The organism is Chryseobacterium sp. GW821-FHT04C04 (genome assembly GCF_059420365.1).
In genome coordinates this window covers 647,896-668,546 of record NZ_JBWKTO010000004.1, presented here as the reverse complement: position 1 = coordinate 668,546, position 20,651 = coordinate 647,896, and the positions used below count along the sequence as shown (strand labels likewise).

19 protein-coding genes are annotated in these 20,651 nt (G+C 34.4%); 12 read left to right on the top strand and 7 right to left on the bottom strand.

From position 1 onward, the window contains the following. The first annotated feature begins 22 nt into the window (after positions 1–22). Together AC07UM_RS16490 and AC07UM_RS16485 are read left to right on the top strand one after the other, a co-directional pair. Positions 23–496, top strand: a complete 474-nt coding sequence (locus tag AC07UM_RS16490) for a DUF6265 family protein (protein ID WP_494684172.1) — start codon at positions 23–25, stop codon at positions 494–496. An 807-nt stretch (positions 497–1,303) separates the two neighbouring features. Further along, positions 1,304–2,068 (top strand): O-methyltransferase, encoded by a 765-nt coding sequence (locus AC07UM_RS16485; RefSeq protein WP_494684171.1) that lies wholly within the window; start codon positions 1,304–1,306, stop codon positions 2,066–2,068. A 555-nt stretch (positions 2,069–2,623) separates the two neighbouring features. Here AC07UM_RS16485 and AC07UM_RS16480 read toward each other — a convergent pair. Both AC07UM_RS16480 and AC07UM_RS16475 read right to left on the bottom strand, forming a co-directional pair. Beyond that, entirely contained in the window at positions 2,624–3,100 is a 477-nt protein-coding gene (locus AC07UM_RS16480) for a hypothetical protein (protein WP_494684170.1), read from the bottom strand. A gap of 162 nt (positions 3,101–3,262) precedes the next feature. Then, complete coding sequence (locus AC07UM_RS16475; RefSeq protein ID WP_494684169.1) at positions 3,263–3,496, bottom strand: SymE family type I addiction module toxin; 234 nt, start codon at positions 3,494–3,496, stop codon at positions 3,263–3,265. 150 nt (positions 3,497–3,646) lie between these two features. On the opposite strand from AC07UM_RS16475, the gene AC07UM_RS16470 reads away from it, so the two are divergent. The 8 genes from AC07UM_RS16470 to AC07UM_RS16435 all read left to right on the top strand — a co-directional run bounded on the left by AC07UM_RS16470 (position 3,647) and on the right by AC07UM_RS16435 (position 10,567). Then, complete coding sequence (locus AC07UM_RS16470) at positions 3,647–4,057, top strand: helix-turn-helix transcriptional regulator (RefSeq protein ID WP_494684168.1); 411 nt, start codon at positions 3,647–3,649, stop codon at positions 4,055–4,057. Positions 4,058–4,087: 30 nt separating this feature from the next. Next, positions 4,088–5,383, top strand: a complete 1,296-nt coding sequence (locus AC07UM_RS16465) for an AbiH family protein (protein WP_494684167.1) — start codon at positions 4,088–4,090, stop codon at positions 5,381–5,383. Between the two features lie 201 nt (positions 5,384–5,584). Next, entirely contained in the window at positions 5,585–7,696 is a 2,112-nt protein-coding gene (locus AC07UM_RS16460) for a carboxy terminal-processing peptidase (protein WP_494684166.1), read from the top strand. 151 nt (positions 7,697–7,847) lie between these two features. Further along, on the top strand, positions 7,848–8,180 hold the full coding sequence (locus AC07UM_RS16455) for an ArsR/SmtB family transcription factor (protein WP_494684165.1): 333 nt from the start codon (positions 7,848–7,850) through the stop codon (positions 8,178–8,180). A gap of 101 nt (positions 8,181–8,281) precedes the next feature. Next, on the top strand, positions 8,282–8,746 hold the full coding sequence (locus tag AC07UM_RS16450; RefSeq protein WP_494684164.1) for an SRPBCC family protein: 465 nt from the start codon (positions 8,282–8,284) through the stop codon (positions 8,744–8,746). Between the two features lie 101 nt (positions 8,747–8,847). After that, positions 8,848–9,426, top strand: coding sequence for a YdeI/OmpD-associated family protein (locus AC07UM_RS16445; protein WP_494684163.1), 579 nt, complete (start codon positions 8,848–8,850; stop codon positions 9,424–9,426). 17 nt (positions 9,427–9,443) lie between these two features. Then, on the top strand, positions 9,444–9,842 hold the full coding sequence (locus AC07UM_RS16440) for a DoxX family protein (protein ID WP_494684162.1): 399 nt from the start codon (positions 9,444–9,446) through the stop codon (positions 9,840–9,842). 170 nt (positions 9,843–10,012) lie between these two features. Then, positions 10,013–10,567, top strand: a complete 555-nt coding sequence (locus AC07UM_RS16435) for a DUF4256 domain-containing protein (RefSeq protein WP_494684161.1) — start codon at positions 10,013–10,015, stop codon at positions 10,565–10,567. 196 nt (positions 10,568–10,763) lie between these two features. On the opposite strand, the gene AC07UM_RS16430 is transcribed toward AC07UM_RS16435, so the two are convergent. Then, positions 10,764–11,723: a hypothetical protein gene (locus AC07UM_RS16430; RefSeq protein ID WP_494684160.1), complete on the bottom strand. Its 960-nt coding sequence runs from the start codon at positions 11,721–11,723 to the stop codon at positions 10,764–10,766. A 160-nt stretch (positions 11,724–11,883) separates the two neighbouring features. Between AC07UM_RS16430 and AC07UM_RS16425 the strand changes: the two genes are divergently transcribed. Next, positions 11,884–12,384, top strand: coding sequence for a hypothetical protein (locus AC07UM_RS16425; protein WP_494684159.1), 501 nt, complete (start codon positions 11,884–11,886; stop codon positions 12,382–12,384). Between the two features lie 47 nt (positions 12,385–12,431). Here the strand turns inward: AC07UM_RS16425 and AC07UM_RS16420 are convergent, their stop codons facing one another. The 3 genes from AC07UM_RS16420 to AC07UM_RS16410 form a co-directional block, all read right to left on the bottom strand. Then, a complete protein-coding gene (locus tag AC07UM_RS16420) occupies positions 12,432–13,460 on the bottom strand; it encodes a threonine aldolase family protein (protein ID WP_494684158.1) in 1,029 nt (342 codons plus the stop codon). 84 nt (positions 13,461–13,544) lie between these two features. Next, the gene (locus tag AC07UM_RS16415) at positions 13,545–13,973 is read right to left on the bottom strand and encodes a hypothetical protein (RefSeq protein ID WP_494684157.1); all 429 of its coding nucleotides are present in this window, start codon (positions 13,971–13,973) and stop codon (positions 13,545–13,547) included. Between the two features lie 87 nt (positions 13,974–14,060). Next, positions 14,061–17,072, bottom strand: coding sequence for a zinc-dependent metalloprotease (locus tag AC07UM_RS16410; protein ID WP_494684156.1), 3,012 nt, complete (start codon positions 17,070–17,072; stop codon positions 14,061–14,063). Positions 17,073–17,403: 331 nt separating this feature from the next. Between AC07UM_RS16410 and AC07UM_RS16405 the strand changes: the two genes are divergently transcribed. Continuing rightward, positions 17,404–18,057 (top strand): metal-dependent transcriptional regulator, encoded by a 654-nt coding sequence (locus AC07UM_RS16405; RefSeq protein ID WP_494684155.1) that lies wholly within the window; start codon positions 17,404–17,406, stop codon positions 18,055–18,057. A gap of 68 nt (positions 18,058–18,125) precedes the next feature. Here AC07UM_RS16405 and AC07UM_RS16400 read toward each other — a convergent pair whose 3' ends face one another. Continuing rightward, positions 18,126–20,555: a TonB-dependent receptor gene (locus AC07UM_RS16400; RefSeq protein ID WP_494684154.1), complete on the bottom strand. Its 2,430-nt coding sequence runs from the start codon at positions 20,553–20,555 to the stop codon at positions 18,126–18,128. Between the last annotated feature and the right edge of the window lie 96 nt (positions 20,556–20,651).

The following is a 20,651-nucleotide window of genomic DNA, read 5'->3' as shown; positions in this document are numbered from 1 at the left end:
GCTGAAATAAAATCATCTGACAATGAAAACAAAATTAATCCTTGCAATAATCGGTCTATCCATTGCAGCCAGCTGGACACAACAACAAAGTGAAATTAAAAAAGTTGAATGGCTTCTCGGCACTTGGGAAACCAAAACCTCCAAAGGAAGCCTCTACGAAACCTGGACCAGAAAAAGTGATACCGAACTTCAGGCAAAAAGCTATTATCTGAAACAAAAAGACACCATACTATTTGAGTCTGTACGCTTGGTAGAAAAAGACAAAAAACTCCATTATATGGTATCTGTCAAAGGTCAGCATGATGAACAGCCTGTTGATTTTGTATCAACTTCTATGTCTAAGCCCCATTCACTTATATTTGAGAATCAGGAGAATGACTTCCCCCAAAGAATTACTTACAAAAAGATCCTCAAAGATTCTTTATTTGCTGAAATCTCAGGAATGATGAACGGAAAAATGGCCAGACAGGCATTCCCTATGAAAAAGATACAATAAATAGTATACTTTTATCCTGCTTATCATAACCAGGGCTTTGTATTTTTATAAAGCCCTACAACATATTGACAGCAACAAACAATTAAAAATAATTTCGCCTCATTTATCTTTTTGTTTATACAAAATTATTTATACATTTGCAGTCATTAAACAACACACTTTTTAGTGTGTTAATGAAAAACCAATACCTACCCTCGTGAAAAAGCAGAAAAGTATCACCGTTTTTATGGCTGTAATCCATATATTTTTGGACAGACATTTTTGTAAACAAAAAAACAAAAACTCCGCCTTAAGTATAAAGAAACGATTACAACATTAAACAGGTGAAAAACAGATATTTGAGTACTAAAATCAAAATTTAAACCATTAAGAATAAATAAGCAATTAAGAATAGTAAGAGAATATCTAAAGATATTCTTCAAGCATAGTGCTTAACTCAAATTTATTTGAATCTTACCATTTCTAAAAAACTTAATAGCCCTTAATGGTTAAAAAATAATCTCTCGCGAATCAGACTGATATCGCAGATGATTATATTCCAAAAAACGGTATAATCCAAAATCTACAAGAGATCAATCTCTGCTCCATCGGCAAGTTCACGTCCCCCTCTTTAGCTCACTGAAAGAAAGAAAATTATATTTTTTAAAATTTACGTTTAAATTAAAAAATAACAATTATTATTGATTAATTATCTTACATATTATTAAAAGATTATAAACAAATTTGATTTCAAAATTAATATTGTATCAATGCAATATGGTTTTAAAAAAAATACATTTGTCTTGTAACTTCAATACAATCAATGATATGTCAACAGTTCTTAAAACATTTGTAGCTTATCTTAAAAGACCTGCTCTTTATCCTGAACTGGGCAGAAAAATTATTAAAAATACAATCAACAGAAGAAGCCCGTTCAAAGGAAAAGCAAAAACAAATACCTGGGCTGCCTCCATAGCAGTATCTCAAAAAGAGGCAGTCTCCAGACTTTTCTCTATGGATACTGATCATTTCAGAGAGATATATGCTGATACGCTGGAAAAAGCAAACGTAAAAGAAAAAGAATGCCCTATTACAATGGGCGGCCCTGGTGCACTGGAGCTTATCTATTATGCATGTGAATTTACCAAAGCTCAAAACGTTCTTGAAACAGGAGTGGCTTATGGATGGTCTTCTTTAGCCATACTGCTTTCAATTAAAAAAAGAAATGGCACGCTCTATAGCTCAGATATGCCTTATCTTGCTCAGGATGGTGATCGCTATGTAGGATATATTGTTCCTGAGAACCTCAAAAAGTTTTGGAAGTTATTCCGTTTTGCAGATAGAGAATCTTTGCCTAAAATATTTAAAAAAGTTTCCTTTTTTGATGTTTTCCACTATGATTCTGACAAAAGTTACTATGGAAGAATGTGGGCTTATCATCAAATTTATAAAAGATTGAAACCCGGTGCCGTATTTATCAGTGATGATATTGGCGACAATTCTGCGTATCAGGATTTTTGTCATAAAAAAAAGATTAAAACTTCTGTGGTACAATACTGTGGAAAATACATCGGGGTTTTTGTAAAACAATAAAGAAAAACGATCCACATCGCTTCATCAGGCAAGTCCACTTGCCCATCCTCAGCCTACTCAAAAATATAAAATCCTTTAACTTAAAACTTTGCGTTTAAAATTCTAATAAAATATTTGAACCATTAAGAATAGATGAGTTGTTAAGAATAATTAAGAGAAGATCTAAAGATATTCAAGAAGCATAACGCTTAACTCAAATTTATTTGAGTTTTAACTTCACTTAAAACCTTAAGTACCCTTAATGGTTCAAAAAATCTCGCTGATCAAGCAGATATCGAAGATTCTTATGTTTACTCTATCTGCGCAATCTCCTAAATCTGCGTGCGACTATCATCCGCTTCATCAGGCAAGTCCACTTGCCCATCCTTAGCCTACTCAAAAATATAAAATCCTTTAACTTAAAACTTTGCGTTTAAAATTCTAATAAAATATTTGAACCATTAAGAATAGATGAGTTGTTAAGAATATTAAGGAAATAGAAAAAAATCCAGGATCATTAATCCAGGTTTTTTTTATTATTCTTTTTGGAAATTGAAGCCTAATTTCATTTATATTCTAGTTTCCTTTAATTTTTACACCAAGGCCAAACTTAGGATTTGTCATTTCTTTACCATTCTTATTATGATATACCATAGGATAAGTTTCAAATACAGCTTTTTCTTTTGGAATGATAACATAATACTTTCCTTTTCCATAGGAGTTAAGTAAGTTAAGAAAATAGTAAGCCTTTACTGATTGAGCCGCATCATAAGTTTCTCTGTCTACAGTGGCCTTTTGAAGCATAGAATAAACAACTTTTTTATTCTTTACAAATAAAAACATTGAGGTATTATCAGACTCCCAGGTAAAATCATCACGTATAGGTAATTTCATTCCTAACTCTTTTTCCGCTTCCTCATTCAAAGAAATTGGCATCATAATAAGTAAAGAATCCCAATCAAAACAATGAGTATCTTCCTTTAAGTTAATCACTTCTCCAATTTTATTTTCAGCATTTACTTTTGGAGACAGTTTTTCTTTAAGTTTTATCAAACATTCCTGATTATCTTGTCCCTTACAGGAAAATAAAAAGAATAGTAATACAAAAAATATGGATTTGGTACTGACGTTATTTCTCATTATTGATTAGGTTGAGTTTGATTCACTGCTTGTTCTAATCCTCAGGACTCAATAGCAATGGTTCAAAAATAGCATTTATCCCTCATAATCCACTTCCCTTTCCAGGATAATCTGGTTTCTGCTCACCGTAACCAGTATCTTATCTCCTGCCTGAAAACCACATTGCTCCACCCACTTCCCTGCAATTCTTATTTCCGGGAAGTACACTATTTTGCCATACGCTCTTGAAAACGATTTGAGGAAAACCGTAAGGTTACGATTGTGTAGTTCATTATATTTGCTGCTGTTCATCCTTATTTTTCTTTTCATATTTGTTATTTTTCAACAAATCAAATCATAATAAGGAGGATATACCAGTTGAGGAAAGGATAATTTATTCAGAAAGAGAGATATTTTAGAATAGTATTTATTTTAAAAAGGAGCTTCATTTTTTTGTTCTAAAGCTTTATATTTGTTATTATGATTGACACAGATATGCAAAATAAAAAAATACATCAGGGTAGAAATATAAAGCGTTTCCGCGAAATGCTGGGGATCAAACAGGAAGCATTAGCTTTTGAAATGGGCGATGACTGGAACCAAAAGAAAATCTCCCTTTTAGAGCAAAAAGAAACCGTAGAATCTGATATTCTGGCACAGGTAGCGAAGATTTTGAAAGTTCCTGCAGAAGCGATTGAGAATTTTGATGAGGAAAATGCTATAAATATTATTTCTAATACGGCTTCTTTTGATAACTGTCAACAACCTGCTTTCTTTAATAATCAACCTACTTTCAATCCTATTGATAAAATGGTAGAGCTTTATGAGCGTATGCTTCAGCAGCAGAAGGAGATGATTGATAAATTGGAGAGGTTGATTGAGAAGAAATAATTAGAAAAACACTTTTACAAACTAATAATAATGAATCGTATAATTTTAATTGGAAATGGTTTTGACCTTGCTCACGGGATGTCAACAAGTTATGGAGCCTTTATTAATGATTATTGGGGAAATAAAAGAAAAGAGATTTTAAGTGGTATATACAATGGTAAAAGATTTGAGGATGACAATATCTCTATTGATCGAGTACCACCAATTGTATATTCAGAAGCTGCTAAAGGCGAATCTGAATACAGCAACTTATTAAGAGCTTTAAGATATAATAGCAGTAAAGTAAAATACAAAAATAAATTTCTTGAAATTTTAACAGAAAAGAATCATTCTCTTAATTGGGTTGATATTGAAAAAGAATATTATTTGTTATTAAAAAAAAGTTACAAAGATTTTTCATTACCTAGATACAAAATAACTGCTCTGAATAAAGATTTTCAGTCTATTGAATCGCTGTTAGAAGAATACCTTACAAAAATTCAAACAAAATTTACAAAAAGTTTTGCAAGTACTGCTGAAGAAATGAGTTTTAAAAAATCTGTTTATAATGTGATATATTCAGATTTTAATTTCAAGGACTTCTCAGAGTCATCAATTAACCAACTAACTGAAATTGAATTCCAAAGGGTTAATAATTATGTTAAAGATATTGAAGAAGAAAAGATATCAATTTCAGATTTAGAGTTATCAGAGAGAGACATCCGATTTTATCAAGCTTTAATAGGTATTAAAGATAAAAGACAAAAAATTAAAAAAATATTAACATCCGATGTCGCACCAAATTATTTTCGTCATAGACCAGAAGATATATTATTGGTAAATTTTAATTATACATCAACTGAGACTCATTATGACAATCCTCCGACTGATCGTGAATTTGGAAATGATATATCCACAGATGTAACACACATTCATGGAATTTTAAATAATAAAACAGATAATAAGATTGTTTTTGGTTTTGGAGATGAAATAGATAAAGATTACTTAGAAATTGAAGATCTTGATGATAACGAATATTTACAAAATATTAAGTCAATGAAATATCTTGAAAGTGATTCATATAAAAGACTACTGGATTTTATAAATTCAAATAATTATCAAGTTTTCATATTTGGACATTCTTGTGGAATTTCAGACAGGACTTTACTTAATACTCTTTTTGAACACAAAAACTGCAGCTCCGTAAAACCTTATTATCGCAAAAAAAATGATGGAAGTGATAATTACAGTGAAATGATAAGAAACATATCTAGAAATTTCACAGATAAGGCTTCAATGAGAGATAAAGTAGTAAATAAAAAATATACTGAAGCACTATTTAAATAATCTAACTCTCCAAACCATAAACTTATCTTAAAATCCTACTCCACAACTACTTATTATCAATATTTTTCATACATTCACGTGATTTTATAAAAGCACATTGAAAACTCTTGTTTACTACTATTTTTAATCAATACATTGAAAATAGATCAATTAATAGCAACAAAACAAGCATAGTTTTCAATTAAAAGCACAATCATATATATGTTGAAAAATTTTAAAACCGTTCGTTTTTTACTTCTTCTTCCGCTTACATTTTGTGTGTTCGGTTTTCGTCCTCCCAGCCATGAAGAAGAAAAGATGCAGATCATCATGGTCAATACAAAGAATATTTTGTCTTACCTGCATTACAGCCCCAAACCTATTAATGATGCGTATTCAAAAGAAGTGTATAAACAGTATTTTGAATCCATAGATCCTACAAAAATATATTTCCTCCAATCTGATATGGATGAGTTTCGTAAATATGAAACCAAACTGGATGATTATCTGAACACCGGAGATTTGACTTTTTATAAACTGACAGTCGATAAATTGTATCAAAGGATTGATGAAATTGATAAAATGACCAAGGATATTTTCAGTAAACCCATCAATCTGGAAGAAGATGAAATACTGACTTTGGAACCCAAACTGAAAAATGCAGCGGCCAACAAACAGCAGCAGTATAATGAATGGAGGAAATATGTGAAATACAATATTCTGCAGGAAATAGAATCCATGAACAGGAAAAGCGAGGAAAAAAAGAAGGAAGATAATAATAAAGAAAACAGCAGTAAGCCTGAAGTACTGACCCAGGATGAAAAGGTAAAAAAAGCGACAGAAAATGTTAAAGATCTTCTGGAAGAAAAATTTATCCGATTCAAGAAAAGAAAAAAAATGGATTGGTTTACGGTATATATGAATGCCTATACTCATATTTTTGATCCGCATACCAACTATTATTCACCACAGGGCAAGGAAGATTTTGATACGGACTTCAAAGGAAAAATAATCGGGATAGGTGCAGTAATCCAGGAAAAGAAAGGAAACCTATTTATCGGTACATTATCCATTGGAGCTCCTGCATGGAAGACCAAGCAGCTGACTGAGGGTGATAAAATTTTAAAAATAAAATCTAACCCCAATACTGATCCTGTAAATGTTGCTGATATGCTTTCCAGCGAAGCCATACGATTAATCAGAGGCGAAAAAGGATCGCCAATTACTTTAACTGTAGAGAAAAAAGACGGTACCATTCAGGATGTAACCATGCTTCGCGAAGAAATAACTCTTGAAGATACTTTTGCCAAAAGTATAATCGTAAATGCATCCGATAAAAAATACGGACTGATCAATTTACCAAAATTCAATGCTGATTTTGAAGATAAAGATGGCAGAAATGCATCTGACGATATTAAAAAAGAAATCATCAAACTTAAGGAGCAAAATATCCAGGGAATTGTTCTTGATCTTAGAGGTAACTCCGGAGGGTCTTTAACGGAAGTTGGAGATATTATGGGTCTTTTTATGGATGCAGGTCCTTATGTGCAGGTGAAAGATGGAAATGGAAAGATTACCACCTTAAAAAATAAAAATGAAACTCCCATCTGGGACGGTCCACTTGTGATTCTACAAAATGAATTATCTGCTTCTGCGGCAGAAATTTTATCCGGCGTAATGCAGGATTACGGAAGAGCAGTTATCATGGGATCTCCTGTATCATATGGAAAAGGAACCGTGCAGGTATTTGTAGATTTGAACAGGTTTCTCAATACTCAGGAAGACTTTGGTTCCATAAAACTAACTATTCAGAAATATTATAGAATCACCGGAGAATCTACACAGAGAAAAGGAGTAAGCTCAGATATCCAGATGAAAGATATCTTTTCTTACGCAGACATAGGTGAAAAATATGATGACTATGCATTAGCTTGGGATAAAATACCGGGAACAAGCTTCACCAAACGAAACTTTCTCAATATTCAGGCTTTGCAGAAAGTAGGCACAGAGAGAATTGCTAAAAACGATAATTATAAATTATTACTTGAATACGCCCAATGGAGAGAAAATCTGGGTAAAGAAAAAACAGTGCCTCTGAGCATACAAAAATACAGCGACCTGATGAAGAAGAGAAAAGCTCAGGATGATAAATTCAAAGTTTTGCAAACATTAGAAAGTGGCCTTCAATTCACCCTATATCCCAAGGATATTGAAAGAGAAAAAAATGATGCAGCATTCAAAAATAAATCGGAATTATGGGTTAAAAATCTGAAAAAAGATCTCTATCTGCAGGAAGCCATCCATATAGTTGAAGATCTGGAAGTAAGATCGTAAGCGTACTTCTTATTCAAAATTCAAAATTACAGAGCTCAACAATGTATTTCCCTACATTTTTGAGCTTTTTTTTATTAAAATCAAAAATTTTACATAAAATATTTGCGTAGCTAAATAACTACACATATATTTGTAGTCAAATAACTACACGATGAATTTAAGAAGAGATGTATTTCAGGCGATAGCAGATCCTACAAGACGATCTATATTGATGTTGGTGGCGGCACAGTCGATGACAGCGGGAGCTATAGCCTCCAATTTTGATACGGCAAGACCTACCGTTTCAAAGCATCTCCAGATCCTTACAGAATGTGAACTGCTAAGATCTGAACAAAACGGCAGAGAAGTTATCTATCACCTAAATCCCAATAAAATGAAAGAAATAGCCGATTTTATAGAGCCATTCCGCAAAATGTGGGACGAAAAGTTCAACAAGCTGGAAAGTGTGATGAAAGCCTTTCAAAATATGAGTAACAAAGAATAAGAGATAAAAGATGAGAGACGAATAGATAATAGACTTCAAATAGTATCAATTTTCTCCCACTCTAATACTCTCACCCAAGAAACCCTCAAACACCAAAAATCATGGAACTCAAAACAAAAATCCAAGCAGAAGACGGCAAACAGGAAATTTTCATTATCAGGGAATTTGATCTTCCTGTAGAACTCCTTTTCAAAGCCTATACAGAAGCTGAACTTTTCGAACAATGGATGGGAACCAAAGTCACCAAATTCGAAAACAAACAACACGGAAGTTACCGTTTCGAAACCTTAAATCCTCAGGGTGATGTAGTTTTCAGTGCCAACGGAACCATTCATGATATTGTTCAGAATGAGAAAATCATAAGAACTTTTCAAATGGAAAACACGCCTTTTCCGGTTCAGATAGAATTTTTAGAATTTGAAAAACTAACAGATACAACGAGTAAAATTACCATTCAAACTGTATATAAATCGGTAGATTTCAGAGACCAGCATCTGAAAATGCCTTTTGCACAGGGTATTAATATGGCGCATAACCGTTTACAGGAAATAGTAGGTAGCAGATAGTAGGTTTCAGGTTGTTAATTATAGAGATAATCTCATCCAAAAACACAATACTCTCCCACTCTAATACCCTAATACTCAAGAAACCCTCAAACATAAAACACATGAATCCAAAAGTTAATTTTTTCTTTAATGACGCCAAGCAATGGCAAAAAGAGTTTGAAAAATTAAGAACAATTGCCTTAAGCACTGAGCTTGCAGAAGATTTAAAATGGGGATGCCCCTGTTATACCTATGAAGGGAAAAATATTTTCCTGATCCACGGTTTTAAAGAATATTGTGCAATTCTCTTCTTTAAAGGAGCTTTGATGAAAGATCCTGATCAGATTTTGATTCAGCAATCTGAAAATGTACAGGCTGCAAGACAGGTTCGTTTTACCGATGTAGAGCAAATCAATGATCTGGAGGAAGTTCTTCGATCTTATATGTTTCAAGCCGTTGAAATTGAAGAATCAGGCGCTAAAGTTGAATTGAAAAAAACAAAAGAATTTGAAATGGCCGAAGAGTTTCAAAGTAAACTGGATCAGGATCCGGCACTGCAGGAAGCTTTCAAAGCATTAACTCCGGGAAGACAAAGAGCCTATCTGCTCCACTTTTCCTCCGCAAAACAGTCCAAAACCCGTGAAGCCCGCATTGAAAAATGCATTCCACAAATAATGGACGGAATAGGATTAAACGACTAACTATAAAAAAACAGATCATGAACACCCCACAACAATCACAAAAAAGAACGAAGATTATTTACTGGATATTTACCCTTTGGATGGCTCTGGGAATGGTTTCCACCGCCATTGTCCAACTGATGAAAAGTAAAGATGAATTGCTCAATTTTACCAACCTCGGCTACCCTTCTTATCTGATGACCATCATTGGAGTATGGAAAATCCTGGGCGTTATTGCCATACTTATTCCTAAGCGACCCCTATTGAAAGAATGGGCCTATGCCGGCTTTTTCTTCGTCATGTCAGGAGCTGTAATTTCCCATCTGATTGTGAGTGACACAGCAGGAAGAACTTTTCCCGCAGTATTATTATTGGTACTGGTTCTTATTTCCTGGTATTTCAGACCTGCAGACAGAAAAATTACTATTATTGATTAATATATTTCAAAAGTAAAAGTCAGCAATTTTATCGAAGATAAAATCCTTGCGCCTTAAACAAAACCTCATCAGCAAAACTTGCGCCTTTGCGATCTCCAACAACACAACACAACACAACACAACACAACACAACACAACACAACACAACAAACTGTAAAACAAAATTTGATATGAAAAAGAAACTAACCCAGGAACAAATCAACGAACTTTTAAAAACACTAAAAACCCGTTTTGAAAAAAATATGAACCGTCATAAAGACCTGAAATGGGAAAACATCCAGCAAAAACTGGAAGCCAGCCCTGAAAAACTATGGTCTTTAAACGAAATGGAAACCACAGAAGGTGAACCCGACGTTGTAGATTACGATAAAAAAACAGACGAATACTCCTTCGTTGACTGTTCACCAGAAAGCCCAAAACGTCGAAGTCTCTGCTATGATTATCAAGCGTGGGATTCCAGAAAAGCCAACAAACCTGAAAGCAATGTCATTGATACCGCTTCTGAAATGGGCATCGAGCTTTTGACGGAAGAACAATACCGCCACCTTCAGGAACTGGGAAAATTTGATCTTAAAACCTCAAGCTGGATCAAGACACCTCAGCAAATTCGGGAACTTGGAGGCGCCCTTTTCTGTGACAGAAGATATAACACCGTATTTACGTATCACAATGGTGCAGATTCTTATTATGCAGCGAGAGGATTTCGGGGAAGTTTGAGAGTGTAGATTAGGGTTTGAAAGTCTGAGGGTATTAGGGTGTGAAAGTGTGCAAAAAAACCAGAGATTCTCAAAAACTTAGGTGTACTTGATCCCCGCAAAGCTTGAAACTTAAAACAACTAAAGTGTTAAAAATCTTTTGTGACTTTTAACTTCGTTGAATCTTCGATTTGTGGTTAAAAAAAACCTCTCATTTCCAGTAAAATTAGAAACCTTTCAGCCAGGGAGATTCCACACTCCAGAATATAATTTTCACACCAAGATAATTTTCTGCATACTCTACAAATTCTTCTTTGGTAAAAGGTTTTTTAGTTGTTGGATTTTTATACGTAAGAGTCGGCTCCTGAACCGCCATAGCAACTAAGGGCAGCTTTCCTTTGTATTGATTAAAAAAAGGATAAGAGTTTTTCATCTGTGCTTTTTTATTCGGAACAATATCAGGTCCTCCCAGCCCTATATTATTTTTATATGCAAAATCAAACAGCCTGGACATATACTGGTGATCATTATCCCACTCACAAGGAAAAAAATTCACATATTGCAAGACGTAAGAATCCTGGAAAACACTTCTCGCAAATTTTAGATTTTCCAATTCTGCCTGAAAATAACGATCACAGCTAAAACCGGTTTTATCTGCTTTCATTTCTATATCTATTGATGTTTCGGGAAGATTAATCCCCTGAATCTTTCCGTCAAATTTCTTTGCCAGCGCTCCGATCAGCTTCTGAAATCTTTCACGGACAGCGGGATTCCACTGTTGAGTTACCCAACCACTTCCAACAGGTTTATTCTCACCCGGATTATCATATTGAGGAACCAATCCTCCGGTATACTCTTTATCATTCAAAACATAATCAGGAATATATCTTGCCTGTGGCTCAAAAAACCGGTCCTGAAGCTGGATAAATAATTTTCTATTTACGGAAGTTAAATAATCCAGATCTTTCTCAATAACAGAAAAATCATATACATCTTTTGATGTTTCCAAAGCCCTCCAGTTATAAACAATCTGTACTCCACCAATATCTTTCCTCGTAATCATCTTTTCAATAGCATGAAGGTCTCCCGACGAAGTATAAATGTAATTTTGAGGAGCCTGTGCCGTCACAAATTGCAACCCTAAAATAAATAATCCCAACCCCAGCACTTTAGTAATCTTTTTCATTAAAATCAATTTTAAAAGGTAAATCATTTATCATGCCTAAAAGCATTTATCATTTTTAATGACTATTGAAAATTATTCTTATTTATCAATAATATTCTTTAATATATAAATAGTATTGTTATTTTTGAAAGGTAAAAATTTGAGTTTAACAATTAAGGATATGAAAAAATTAATCTTATTGGGCGCTGTATCAGCTTTTTTAATCAACTGTAATAAAAAAACTGAAACTCCAGCTCCTAAAGTAGAAGCAGACACCATTGCTGTTGCCGAACCTGTAATAGATACTCTTGGACCAAAATCGTTCTGTTACATCGGAGCTACAGGAAAAGACAGCGTTTTTGTTTCTATTGATGACAACTTAGGAACAATCACTGGAAAATTATCTTATAAAAACAGTGAAAAAGATAGTTCAAAAGGAGATGTAACCGGTTTCAAATCCGGAGATACCCTGAAGCTGACTTATGAATTCACTTCTGAAGGCAAAAAAAGCAAAACAGATATTTACTTCCTTCAGAAAGACAATACGTTAACGGAAGGAATTGGTGATCATAAAGAGGAAGACGGACAGTCTAAATATGCTGACGACAAAAAGGTAAGCTATAAAGACGGACAAAAGCTGAGTACTGCAGATTGTAAAACAGTCAACAAAGCTTTAAAATAATCCATTATAAACAAAAAACAGCCTTATTTCAAGGCTGTTTTTTTATGCTAATTCTGTTCAATAATTTCAATAAAACGATTCACAGCTTCATCTCCCGTACTCCATGAAGTAATAAGACGAATGGCCGAAAAGTTTTCATCTACTTTTTTCCAGACATAGAATTCAAAATTTTCAGATAATACCTCAATAAGATGGTTATTCAGGATAGGAAAAATCTGGTTGGTATACGTATCAGAAAGAAATGCAGCTCCTTTTTTCTGCAAAGCCTTCTTAATTTTCATGGCCTGCTGATTGGCATGTCTTGCCAGATCAAAATACAGATCATCTTTCATCAGTTCCAAAAACTGAATTCCCAACAGTCTTCCTTTTGCCAGTAATGCTCCTTTCTGTTTGATATTAAAAGCAAAATCTTCCTGAAGAACAGGATTATTAATCACGATTGCCTCTCCTATTAAAGCTCCGTTTTTGGTTCCTCCCAGATAAAAAATATCGGTAAGAGCAGCTACTTTTTCCAGGGTAAGATCACTGATTTCCGCAGTCAGACCATGCCCCAGCCTTGCTCCATCCATAAACAGATACAATTTGTTCTGCTTACAAAACGCTGAAAGCTCTTCCAGTTCTTTTGCCTGATAGATGGTTCCCAATTCTGTAGAATTTGAAATATACACCAGCTTAGGCATTACCTGATGCGGTACATTACTATGTCCCTCTAAAACCGGGATAATATCTGATGGTCTTATTTTCCCATCTGCTGTTTCAATGCTCAGTACTTTATGACCTGTAGCTTCAATAGCTCCGGTCTCATTATTCAGAATATGTCCGGGAGCGGCAGAAATCACACACTGATAAGGTTTTAAGATCGCAGAAATAACAATTAAGTTGGCCTGCGTTCCGCCTGAAACTAAAAAGACTTCCGAATCCGGGTTGTTGATTTTTTCTTTAATTAATGTTTTAGCTCTTAATGAATACTCATCTTCTCCATAGCCAGCCTGCTGTTCAAGATTACACTGTAAAAGGGCCTGTAAGATATTCGGGTGGCATCCTTCAGAATAATCGTTTTTGAATGAAAATTTCATAGAGTAAAATTAAAAAATAAAAGAAAATTGGTCCTATGAAAAAGCTAAATATTTTTAAAAATTAAATACCTGTAAATATTGAGTTTATTTGACAACATCATTAGGCTGCCCAACCTGTAAATCTTTTCCGGTACTTATATATACTTTATATTTCTTTTTACATTTTTTTTCCAGTGGCTCAATAAAATAAGATATTCCATTCTCCATATAAGCTCCTGTTAAATTCCCGGAGGCGATGGTCAAAGTAATAAGCTTGGTGCCATCTTCGGATTTCCCTTTAAAACTGTATATTTCCTCTTTTCTCAATGCTTCGGATGTTCTATCTGCCGTTATATATTTTGTTTCCTTACCATTGATATCATATAAATTAAAAACAATCTCTTTTCCTCCTCCCTTATTCAGTTTATTTTCCTTTATAAATTTTTTAGGATTAAAATTAAATGTAAAGCTTCGGGATTGACCCGATACATTACAGAACAATGTAAAAAGCAGAAATAATATAATGTTTTTCATCTGGATGGTATTGTATTGATACGTATACAAATTCTATACAAAAAAGGAGCTATAATGATATAGCTCCCTTTAAATATATAGTATCGATTATTTTTTGATAACTTTTGATTGATGAATCAGTGTTTTATTATTCAATAATTTTAACATATAAACACCGGTTTCAAATTTAGTAAAGTTGATTACTGAATTATTCAACGCATTACTCTCCATTAATCTTCCTGAGATATCATAAATTTCATAATGAGTGATCTTCTCATCACTGTATACCTGAAGAAAATCTTTTACCGGATTCGGAACCAGACCAATCGTCTTTTTAGAAAGCTCTTTGGTGCTTAATACAGAAGTAATATGTAAAGTAATATTGTTTCTGCTTAATTGGTAACAAACTTTGGCCTGATTAAGTTCAGCAATCGTTTTATTAACCAAGGCACTTTCCGTTCCTGTAAACGAAATACCCTGTACCGTATATGTTCCTACTGGCAAAGTTGTAAAGTTAGCTGTAGAACTTGTTGCAATAATTGTATTGGTTGTCGTATTAATAGCTGCATATGTGAAACTAACGCCTGCAGGTAGACTTACAGTATCATAGAATTGTCCAGGCCCATTAATGCTAACCACAACACTTGATCCTGCAGGAGTATTGCTCAGATTTCTTGAAGTCATGAAATACTCTGCACCTTTTTCCAGATTGACAGTGAATGTTCTGTAATAAGTAAAGCTGGTTCCTGTTCCTGAATACACCGCATTAGAAGTCAGGAAATTAGCTGTTCCTGTCTGAGTTCCTTTATATAAAGTAATAGCCACACCACTTGGAGAAGGATAGCTTAATGTATAGCTTCCTGTTTCTGTTGCTTTGAATTTTAAAGTCAGCATACTTGAGCTTGCATTAAGCAGATAAGGAGCTGTTTGTGTCTGATTAAATATATACCAGCTATTGGCTGTCATATTCGCAGCATCGAAAGTCAATGTTTTAGAATTGTAGGTATCATTAGATGGCGTTTGTGGCAACAGATTAAGATTAGATTGTGAGCTTCCCTGTACTGCTGTTATCACCTTCGGGTTTTCTACCATAATGGTTTGGAAAGCATTACAGTTTGAGCTGATAATAAAATTAGTATCAGAAACATCGAAAAATTCTGCATAATCATTGATCACTGCGGTCACCTTGATTCTTGCTTTACTTGTATAAGGAACAAACGGCAAAGTTACAGCAGCGGTTCCATTATTAGGAACATTGGAAGCAAGTACATAAGGGAAAGTATCTCCTCCATCCGTAGAAAGAAGGACATTTACAGTGTTCTTTAGAACGTTGGTCTGATTTACATCCCATGTTACATTGATGTTTGTTTCAGCATTCACGGTTACGTTTGAATTAGGATATGTTACCGCTAAAGGTCCTTGGTTGGTTACGGTCACAACAACCTGATCAGAATCTGCCCCACCAGAAATCACACTGTTATCTCTTACAGTAAATCTCATTTTCATTGTTCTTGCTACCAAAGGAAGTGCTTCTGCTTCATTAACAGGAGGGTTATTCTGGTTATTCAGAACAAATTTCATTTTTGGAAAGTATCGTTCTGTAGTCGTTGTGCTCTGCTCAGATCTGAACAATGGAGCTGTAGTACTGTTTACTGCGGAGTATCCGCCACTTCCGTTAATAGTACTTCCAAAAGCCCCTTTATCATTAGCTGTAGCAACGTCTACCTGATCCCAAGTATAGGAAAGGTTTGTATCTTCAGCATCACTCGCTATTCCTTTCAGTTTAAAAGGAGTATTTTTTGGAATGCTTATCGCTGTATTCCCTGGATTGGCAGAAGGCGGTGTATTATTTACTGCTACAGAAGTATAGCAGGTAGAAGATACTGCAAGGGTATTTAAAATCTGATCAATACTTTTAGCATGGAAATAATTCAACCCGTTATTTCCTGTGTTCGTTTGATCATTAGGAGTGGTACAGTTATTTTTATAAGCCATAATAGTAGATCCTGAACCTGGCTCTGTAGCTGCTGCAGAGTTCCATCCGGAAGTACAGAATGTAGGGCTCGAAGGAGTTCCTCCTATCGCATTATAGGTATGTCCTGCTCCAAACTGATGCCCCATTTCATGAACGATCAGGTTAGCAGATAACGATTTTGGCATAGAAAGCGTCCACTGGCTCCAGGCCCTTGCTTTAAGGGATGCCGTACACGGACGAGGACCTGCCTGCCCCTGAGCACTTCCTCCTGCTCCCGGCATAATATTAAAGGTATGACCAATATCGTAATCTGCGTATGGCAGTGTTCCGTTCGTATTCATAATATCAAACCCGGATTGTGAATTAGCCGCGGAAGCAAAAGATGGATCTATTGTAAAAGGATCTGTAGTTCCATCGGTAAAAATCAGGGTTTTATTAACTGTTTTATCAATTAATGTAAAAGAAATGGATAATTCTGATTCATATATTTGATTGATCAGGTTCATCATAGCGACCAATTCTCCAAGAGCAGCATCCTGATTTCCTAAAGCAGTTGTAAATTCGCCAGTCGTTGCCACTGCCATTCTGAAAGTTTTCAATGAACTTCCATAAGGGAATCCTGTTGCCGACTTCTGAACGTGCAGCCCTTTGGCTACAGCCTCCAGACTTTCCTTGAAATCATTTTCGTCCGTTCCGCATATAAATTTCTCACCAAACATTTCAAAAGAGTTATAAATACGATATTCCCCTTTTTTAGTTTTATAAGGTTCTATAATATAATATCCTGTACCGGATTTTACCATTGCAGAGATCTCATTTCCAACCAGGGTAAGTTTTATCTTATCTTTTCTGTCCTTTGAATATCCGTCAAAAGTAACAATATGATCAAGCTTCCTGTTTAGAAGATTATTTTCAGATAGAATAAACTCTTTTTTAGTACCATCAATAAGTGTTAAAACAATAGATTGACTGCTGATCTTTTCAGATTTTTTCCTATTTATATTGACATTTCTTTTAAAATCATCAATATTAAGTTTAAAGGTTGTTCCGGGAAGATCATCACTATTTGACACAATGGGGTTCAATATCTGCGCATTCATAAAAAAAGATGCACAGAGGGAAAGAAAAGTAATTTTTAATTTCATTGCTATAATTTTTTGAGAGTTAAGATAAGTAATTAAGCAATAAATCTTATAAAAATAAAAAACATACACTTTAATTAAAAATACTATTAAAAAATTATAAATATTTTCAACTATTTAAAATAATATTCATTAAAAACAGAATAAATAAAAATATCAAAAACCTATACACTTAGATATAACAACCTTATTTATAACCAATTTTAATTTTATTCATGTTAATTTACTCATAATCCTATTTTTTTATTAAAAATTTTTCCCAGTCATTTTGGTTCATAAGCACAATAGATTTAATATTATTTTGTTAGTTTTGTACTGAAAATCATCTAACATTTTGAGAACAACCCTAACAGAAGAGAATTACCTGAAAGCTTTGTTTCACTTAGTTGACAATGAAGGAAAGGTTACGATTAATGAGCTCAGCAAATTTTTAAATGTAAAAATGCCGAGTGTCAATAACATGATGAAGAAGTTTGCAGAAAAAAAGTGGGTCATTTATGAAACCTACAAACCTTTAATCGTTACGGAAAGCGGAAAACGGGAGGCAGCTCTTGTCGTACGTAAGCACAGACTTACCGAAATGTTCCTGGTTAAAAAAATGAATTTTGGCTGGGAAAATGTTCATGAGATTGCAGAACAGCTGGAGCATGTACATTCTCAAATCTTCTTTGATAAAATGGATGAAATATTGGATTATCCTAAATTTGATCCTCATGGAGAGCCTATTCCTGATAAAGACGGAAATATAATTTCACAGGATCTTCAAAGATTAAGCAGCTGCGAAGCTGGTGAAAATGTAACTTTTGCTTCTGTTACTCTTTCTGATGATGCTTTCCTGACTTACCTTAATGACAGGAAACTGCTGCTCAACACCAAAGTAAAAATCATTAAAATTGAAAGTTTTGATAAATCGATGGCTATAGAAATTGATGGTAAAACAGAAATTTTAAGCAAAAAAGCCACTGAGAAAATACTGGTTAAAAAGTAATCGATTGCAATGACATTATATAAAAAGGTGACCGCAAAAACTTCGGTCACCTTTTTTATATTCTATATTTAGAAAGGAACGACAAGTTTTAAAGATATATTTCTTCCCATATTATAAATATTTCCCAAATATTTTAACCGGCTAAGATGCGACTGATAAGCACGATCAAATACATTATTTACCTGAAACTGTAAAACTGCAGAATGATTTTTAGAATAATGAAGTTCAACGGATGTCCCAATATTAAATAAGGTATAATCATTCGTTGCAGTTTCCGTATTATCCAATCCCAAGTATCTGTTCTGCATTCCTGAGAACTCCACTTCTGCTGTGGGAGTAATTGATGAAACTAATTTTGAACTCACAGGTATTTTCTGCGATAGATTCCCGGATAACTTTAACGGAGAAATCAAGGGAAGATATTCTCCCTGGGTTTCTTTATTTTTAAATTTTTTATCGCGGTTGAACCCGTAAATAAGGGATAAACTGGTTTCAAAATTAAATCCTTTCCATTTTTCGGGGTGTAATGAAAGCCATGCTTCCATTCCATAAAGCTGAGCAGAAGCCTGCTGGTATTGATAAGTTTTATTTCCCTGTGTATCCACCAGAGGATTTCCCTGTGCATCTACAAGTAATGACAAATAAATATAATTCTGAATATTATTGTTGAACCAGCTTACATCTGCTGAGAAATCTTTGAAACGTGTACTGATTCCCAGATCTTCCTGCAATGAAAACTCAGGATTGAAATCTCTGTTGCCTTTATAAATAATATGAGCTCCGGGATCCAGTCCGTTCGAACCAATCTCCGTAATATTGGGTGCTCTGTAGCTTCTTCCTACATTAGCTTTTAAACTGATCTGTTTTGTCAATTGAAAAGCAGATCCTATACTGGCTGATAGACCTCCGAATGTTTTGTTATAGGATGCAAATCCAAGTCTGGTAGTGGAAGATGCCTGAGCAGCTTGTTCTTCAAACTGTGTTATCGGATTAGTCTGGATATAGAAGTTCCCCCAGCTGATGTTTCGGATATCATAACGTGCTCCCCCACTGATGTTGAGTCTTTTATATTTCCATTTGATATACGTGTAAAGACCTCCTTCATTCAAATCGTAATCGGGAATGGGAAAATCTGTGGCTGATTTATTTTTATTATTTTGAATCATTCCATTAGCGCCCGCAGAGATTTCAATGGATGAAAACTTGGGAAAATTATAACGGACCCCATAGTTTAGGGTATTAAGCCTTACATACATTCCTGGCTGTGAAGGTACAGTTGGATGATTGTATTCTCTACGAATATTTTGTTGTAAGGCAAAATGAACATCCAGATCTCCTTTTCCAATCTGCTGACTGTGCTGTGCATAGAGTCTATAATGCTGAATTCTCTGATGCAAAGGAGAAAGAGTGTATGAATTAAGATCTTTTTCTGAAACAACAGGTCTCTTTTCTGCATCGTCATCATCGCCTTCTCCGGTCTGATAGGTAAATTTCCCGGTGTCCGGATCACGACTCCCATCTGGAATTCCCTGTAAATTGTCGTATAATGTGAAATTAATTTTTGAAAAACTATTGCTTGTTTTATGGCCTAAAAGGAAAGAAAAGTTTTTCTCTTCAAAATTGGTGTTATATACTCTGCCATCTATAGCATTTCTGTAATTTTTTGCCATTCTGTAAGAAGCATTTACCGAAGCTATAAAAGAGTTCTTTTTGTAGCCCAATAGCATCCCGTTTCCAATAAGGTTGTTATTTCCCTGATATTCACCGATTATTTTCCCATGCACAAGACCATCATCCTGAATAGGCATATAGGGAAAAAGACTTACGACTCCAGCCAATGCATCAGAGCCAAACATTAAACTGGCTGGTCCTTTTATTACCTCTGCATGATCAATGATATACGGAGCGACTTCTATACCATGTTCATCTCCCCACTGCTGGCCTTCCTGACGTATGCCATCATAAAGAGTCAACACCCTATTATAACCTAACCCTCTGATAAAGGGCTTTGAAATATTCGGACCTGTTTCTACAACGCTTAATCCCGGAGCAGATTTCACCAATGCACTGATGATATTTGTAGCGACAGCCCTTTCGATCTGTTTAGAAGAAATACTGAGGATGGCAACAGGGTTTTCTTTAATTAAAGTTTCTTTTGAAACTCCTGTTATTGTTATTTCATCAATTCTGCTACTGCTTCGAGCAAGAAAGATATCAGGGATCACCGTTATTTTTTTCTCAACAGAGATTCCTTGTTCAACGTCTTCATATCCTTTAGCTTTCACCAAAAGTCTATAATTTCCAGGAGTGAGATTTTTGATTTTATAATCACCATTTTTATTGACCGTTGTTTTTACCGAAGTCTCTTTAAGTATTACTTCAGCTTCCGGACTGCCTCCATTTTCAAAAAGTATCTTACCCACCACTTCTTTATCCTGAGCATTTATCATCGAAATAAGAAAAATAAGAAATACCGACAGCATTAATTTTAATTTCATATACATTAAGATTTTTATTAAGGTCTTTTAAACTTTTAAAAATGGTTATTAATAAAAATCAAATGTAATGAAAAAAACAATTATTGCAACATAGTT

Coding starts and splice junctions, on each gene's coding strand:
- AC07UM_RS16485 (WP_494684171.1), top strand. CDS start 1,304: ATGTCAACAGTTCTTAAAACATTTGTAGCTTATCTTAAAAGACCTGCT.
- AC07UM_RS16445 (WP_494684163.1), top strand. CDS start 8,848: ATGAATCCAAAAGTTAATTTTTTCTTTAATGACGCCAAGCAATGGCAA.
- AC07UM_RS16460 (WP_494684166.1), top strand. CDS start 5,585: ATGTTGAAAAATTTTAAAACCGTTCGTTTTTTACTTCTTCTTCCGCTT.
- AC07UM_RS16440 (WP_494684162.1), top strand. CDS start 9,444: ATGAACACCCCACAACAATCACAAAAAAGAACGAAGATTATTTACTGG.
- AC07UM_RS16490 (WP_494684172.1), top strand. CDS start 23: ATGAAAACAAAATTAATCCTTGCAATAATCGGTCTATCCATTGCAGCC.
- AC07UM_RS16420 (WP_494684158.1), bottom strand. CDS start 13,460: ATGAAATTTTCATTCAAAAACGATTATTCTGAAGGATGCCACCCGAAT.
- AC07UM_RS16425 (WP_494684159.1), top strand. CDS start 11,884: ATGAAAAAATTAATCTTATTGGGCGCTGTATCAGCTTTTTTAATCAAC.
- AC07UM_RS16435 (WP_494684161.1), top strand. CDS start 10,013: ATGAAAAAGAAACTAACCCAGGAACAAATCAACGAACTTTTAAAAACA.
- AC07UM_RS16450 (WP_494684164.1), top strand. CDS start 8,282: ATGGAACTCAAAACAAAAATCCAAGCAGAAGACGGCAAACAGGAAATT.
- AC07UM_RS16465 (WP_494684167.1), top strand. CDS start 4,088: ATGAATCGTATAATTTTAATTGGAAATGGTTTTGACCTTGCTCACGGG.
- AC07UM_RS16475 (WP_494684169.1), bottom strand. CDS start 3,496: ATGAAAAGAAAAATAAGGATGAACAGCAGCAAATATAATGAACTACAC.
- AC07UM_RS16455 (WP_494684165.1), top strand. CDS start 7,848: ATGAATTTAAGAAGAGATGTATTTCAGGCGATAGCAGATCCTACAAGA.
- AC07UM_RS16430 (WP_494684160.1), bottom strand. CDS start 11,723: ATGAAAAAGATTACTAAAGTGCTGGGGTTGGGATTATTTATTTTAGGG.
- AC07UM_RS16400 (WP_494684154.1), bottom strand. CDS start 20,555: ATGAAATTAAAATTAATGCTGTCGGTATTTCTTATTTTTCTTATTTCG.
- AC07UM_RS16415 (WP_494684157.1), bottom strand. CDS start 13,973: ATGAAAAACATTATATTATTTCTGCTTTTTACATTGTTCTGTAATGTA.
- AC07UM_RS16470 (WP_494684168.1), top strand. CDS start 3,647: ATGATTGACACAGATATGCAAAATAAAAAAATACATCAGGGTAGAAAT.
- AC07UM_RS16410 (WP_494684156.1), bottom strand. CDS start 17,072: ATGAAATTAAAAATTACTTTTCTTTCCCTCTGTGCATCTTTTTTTATG.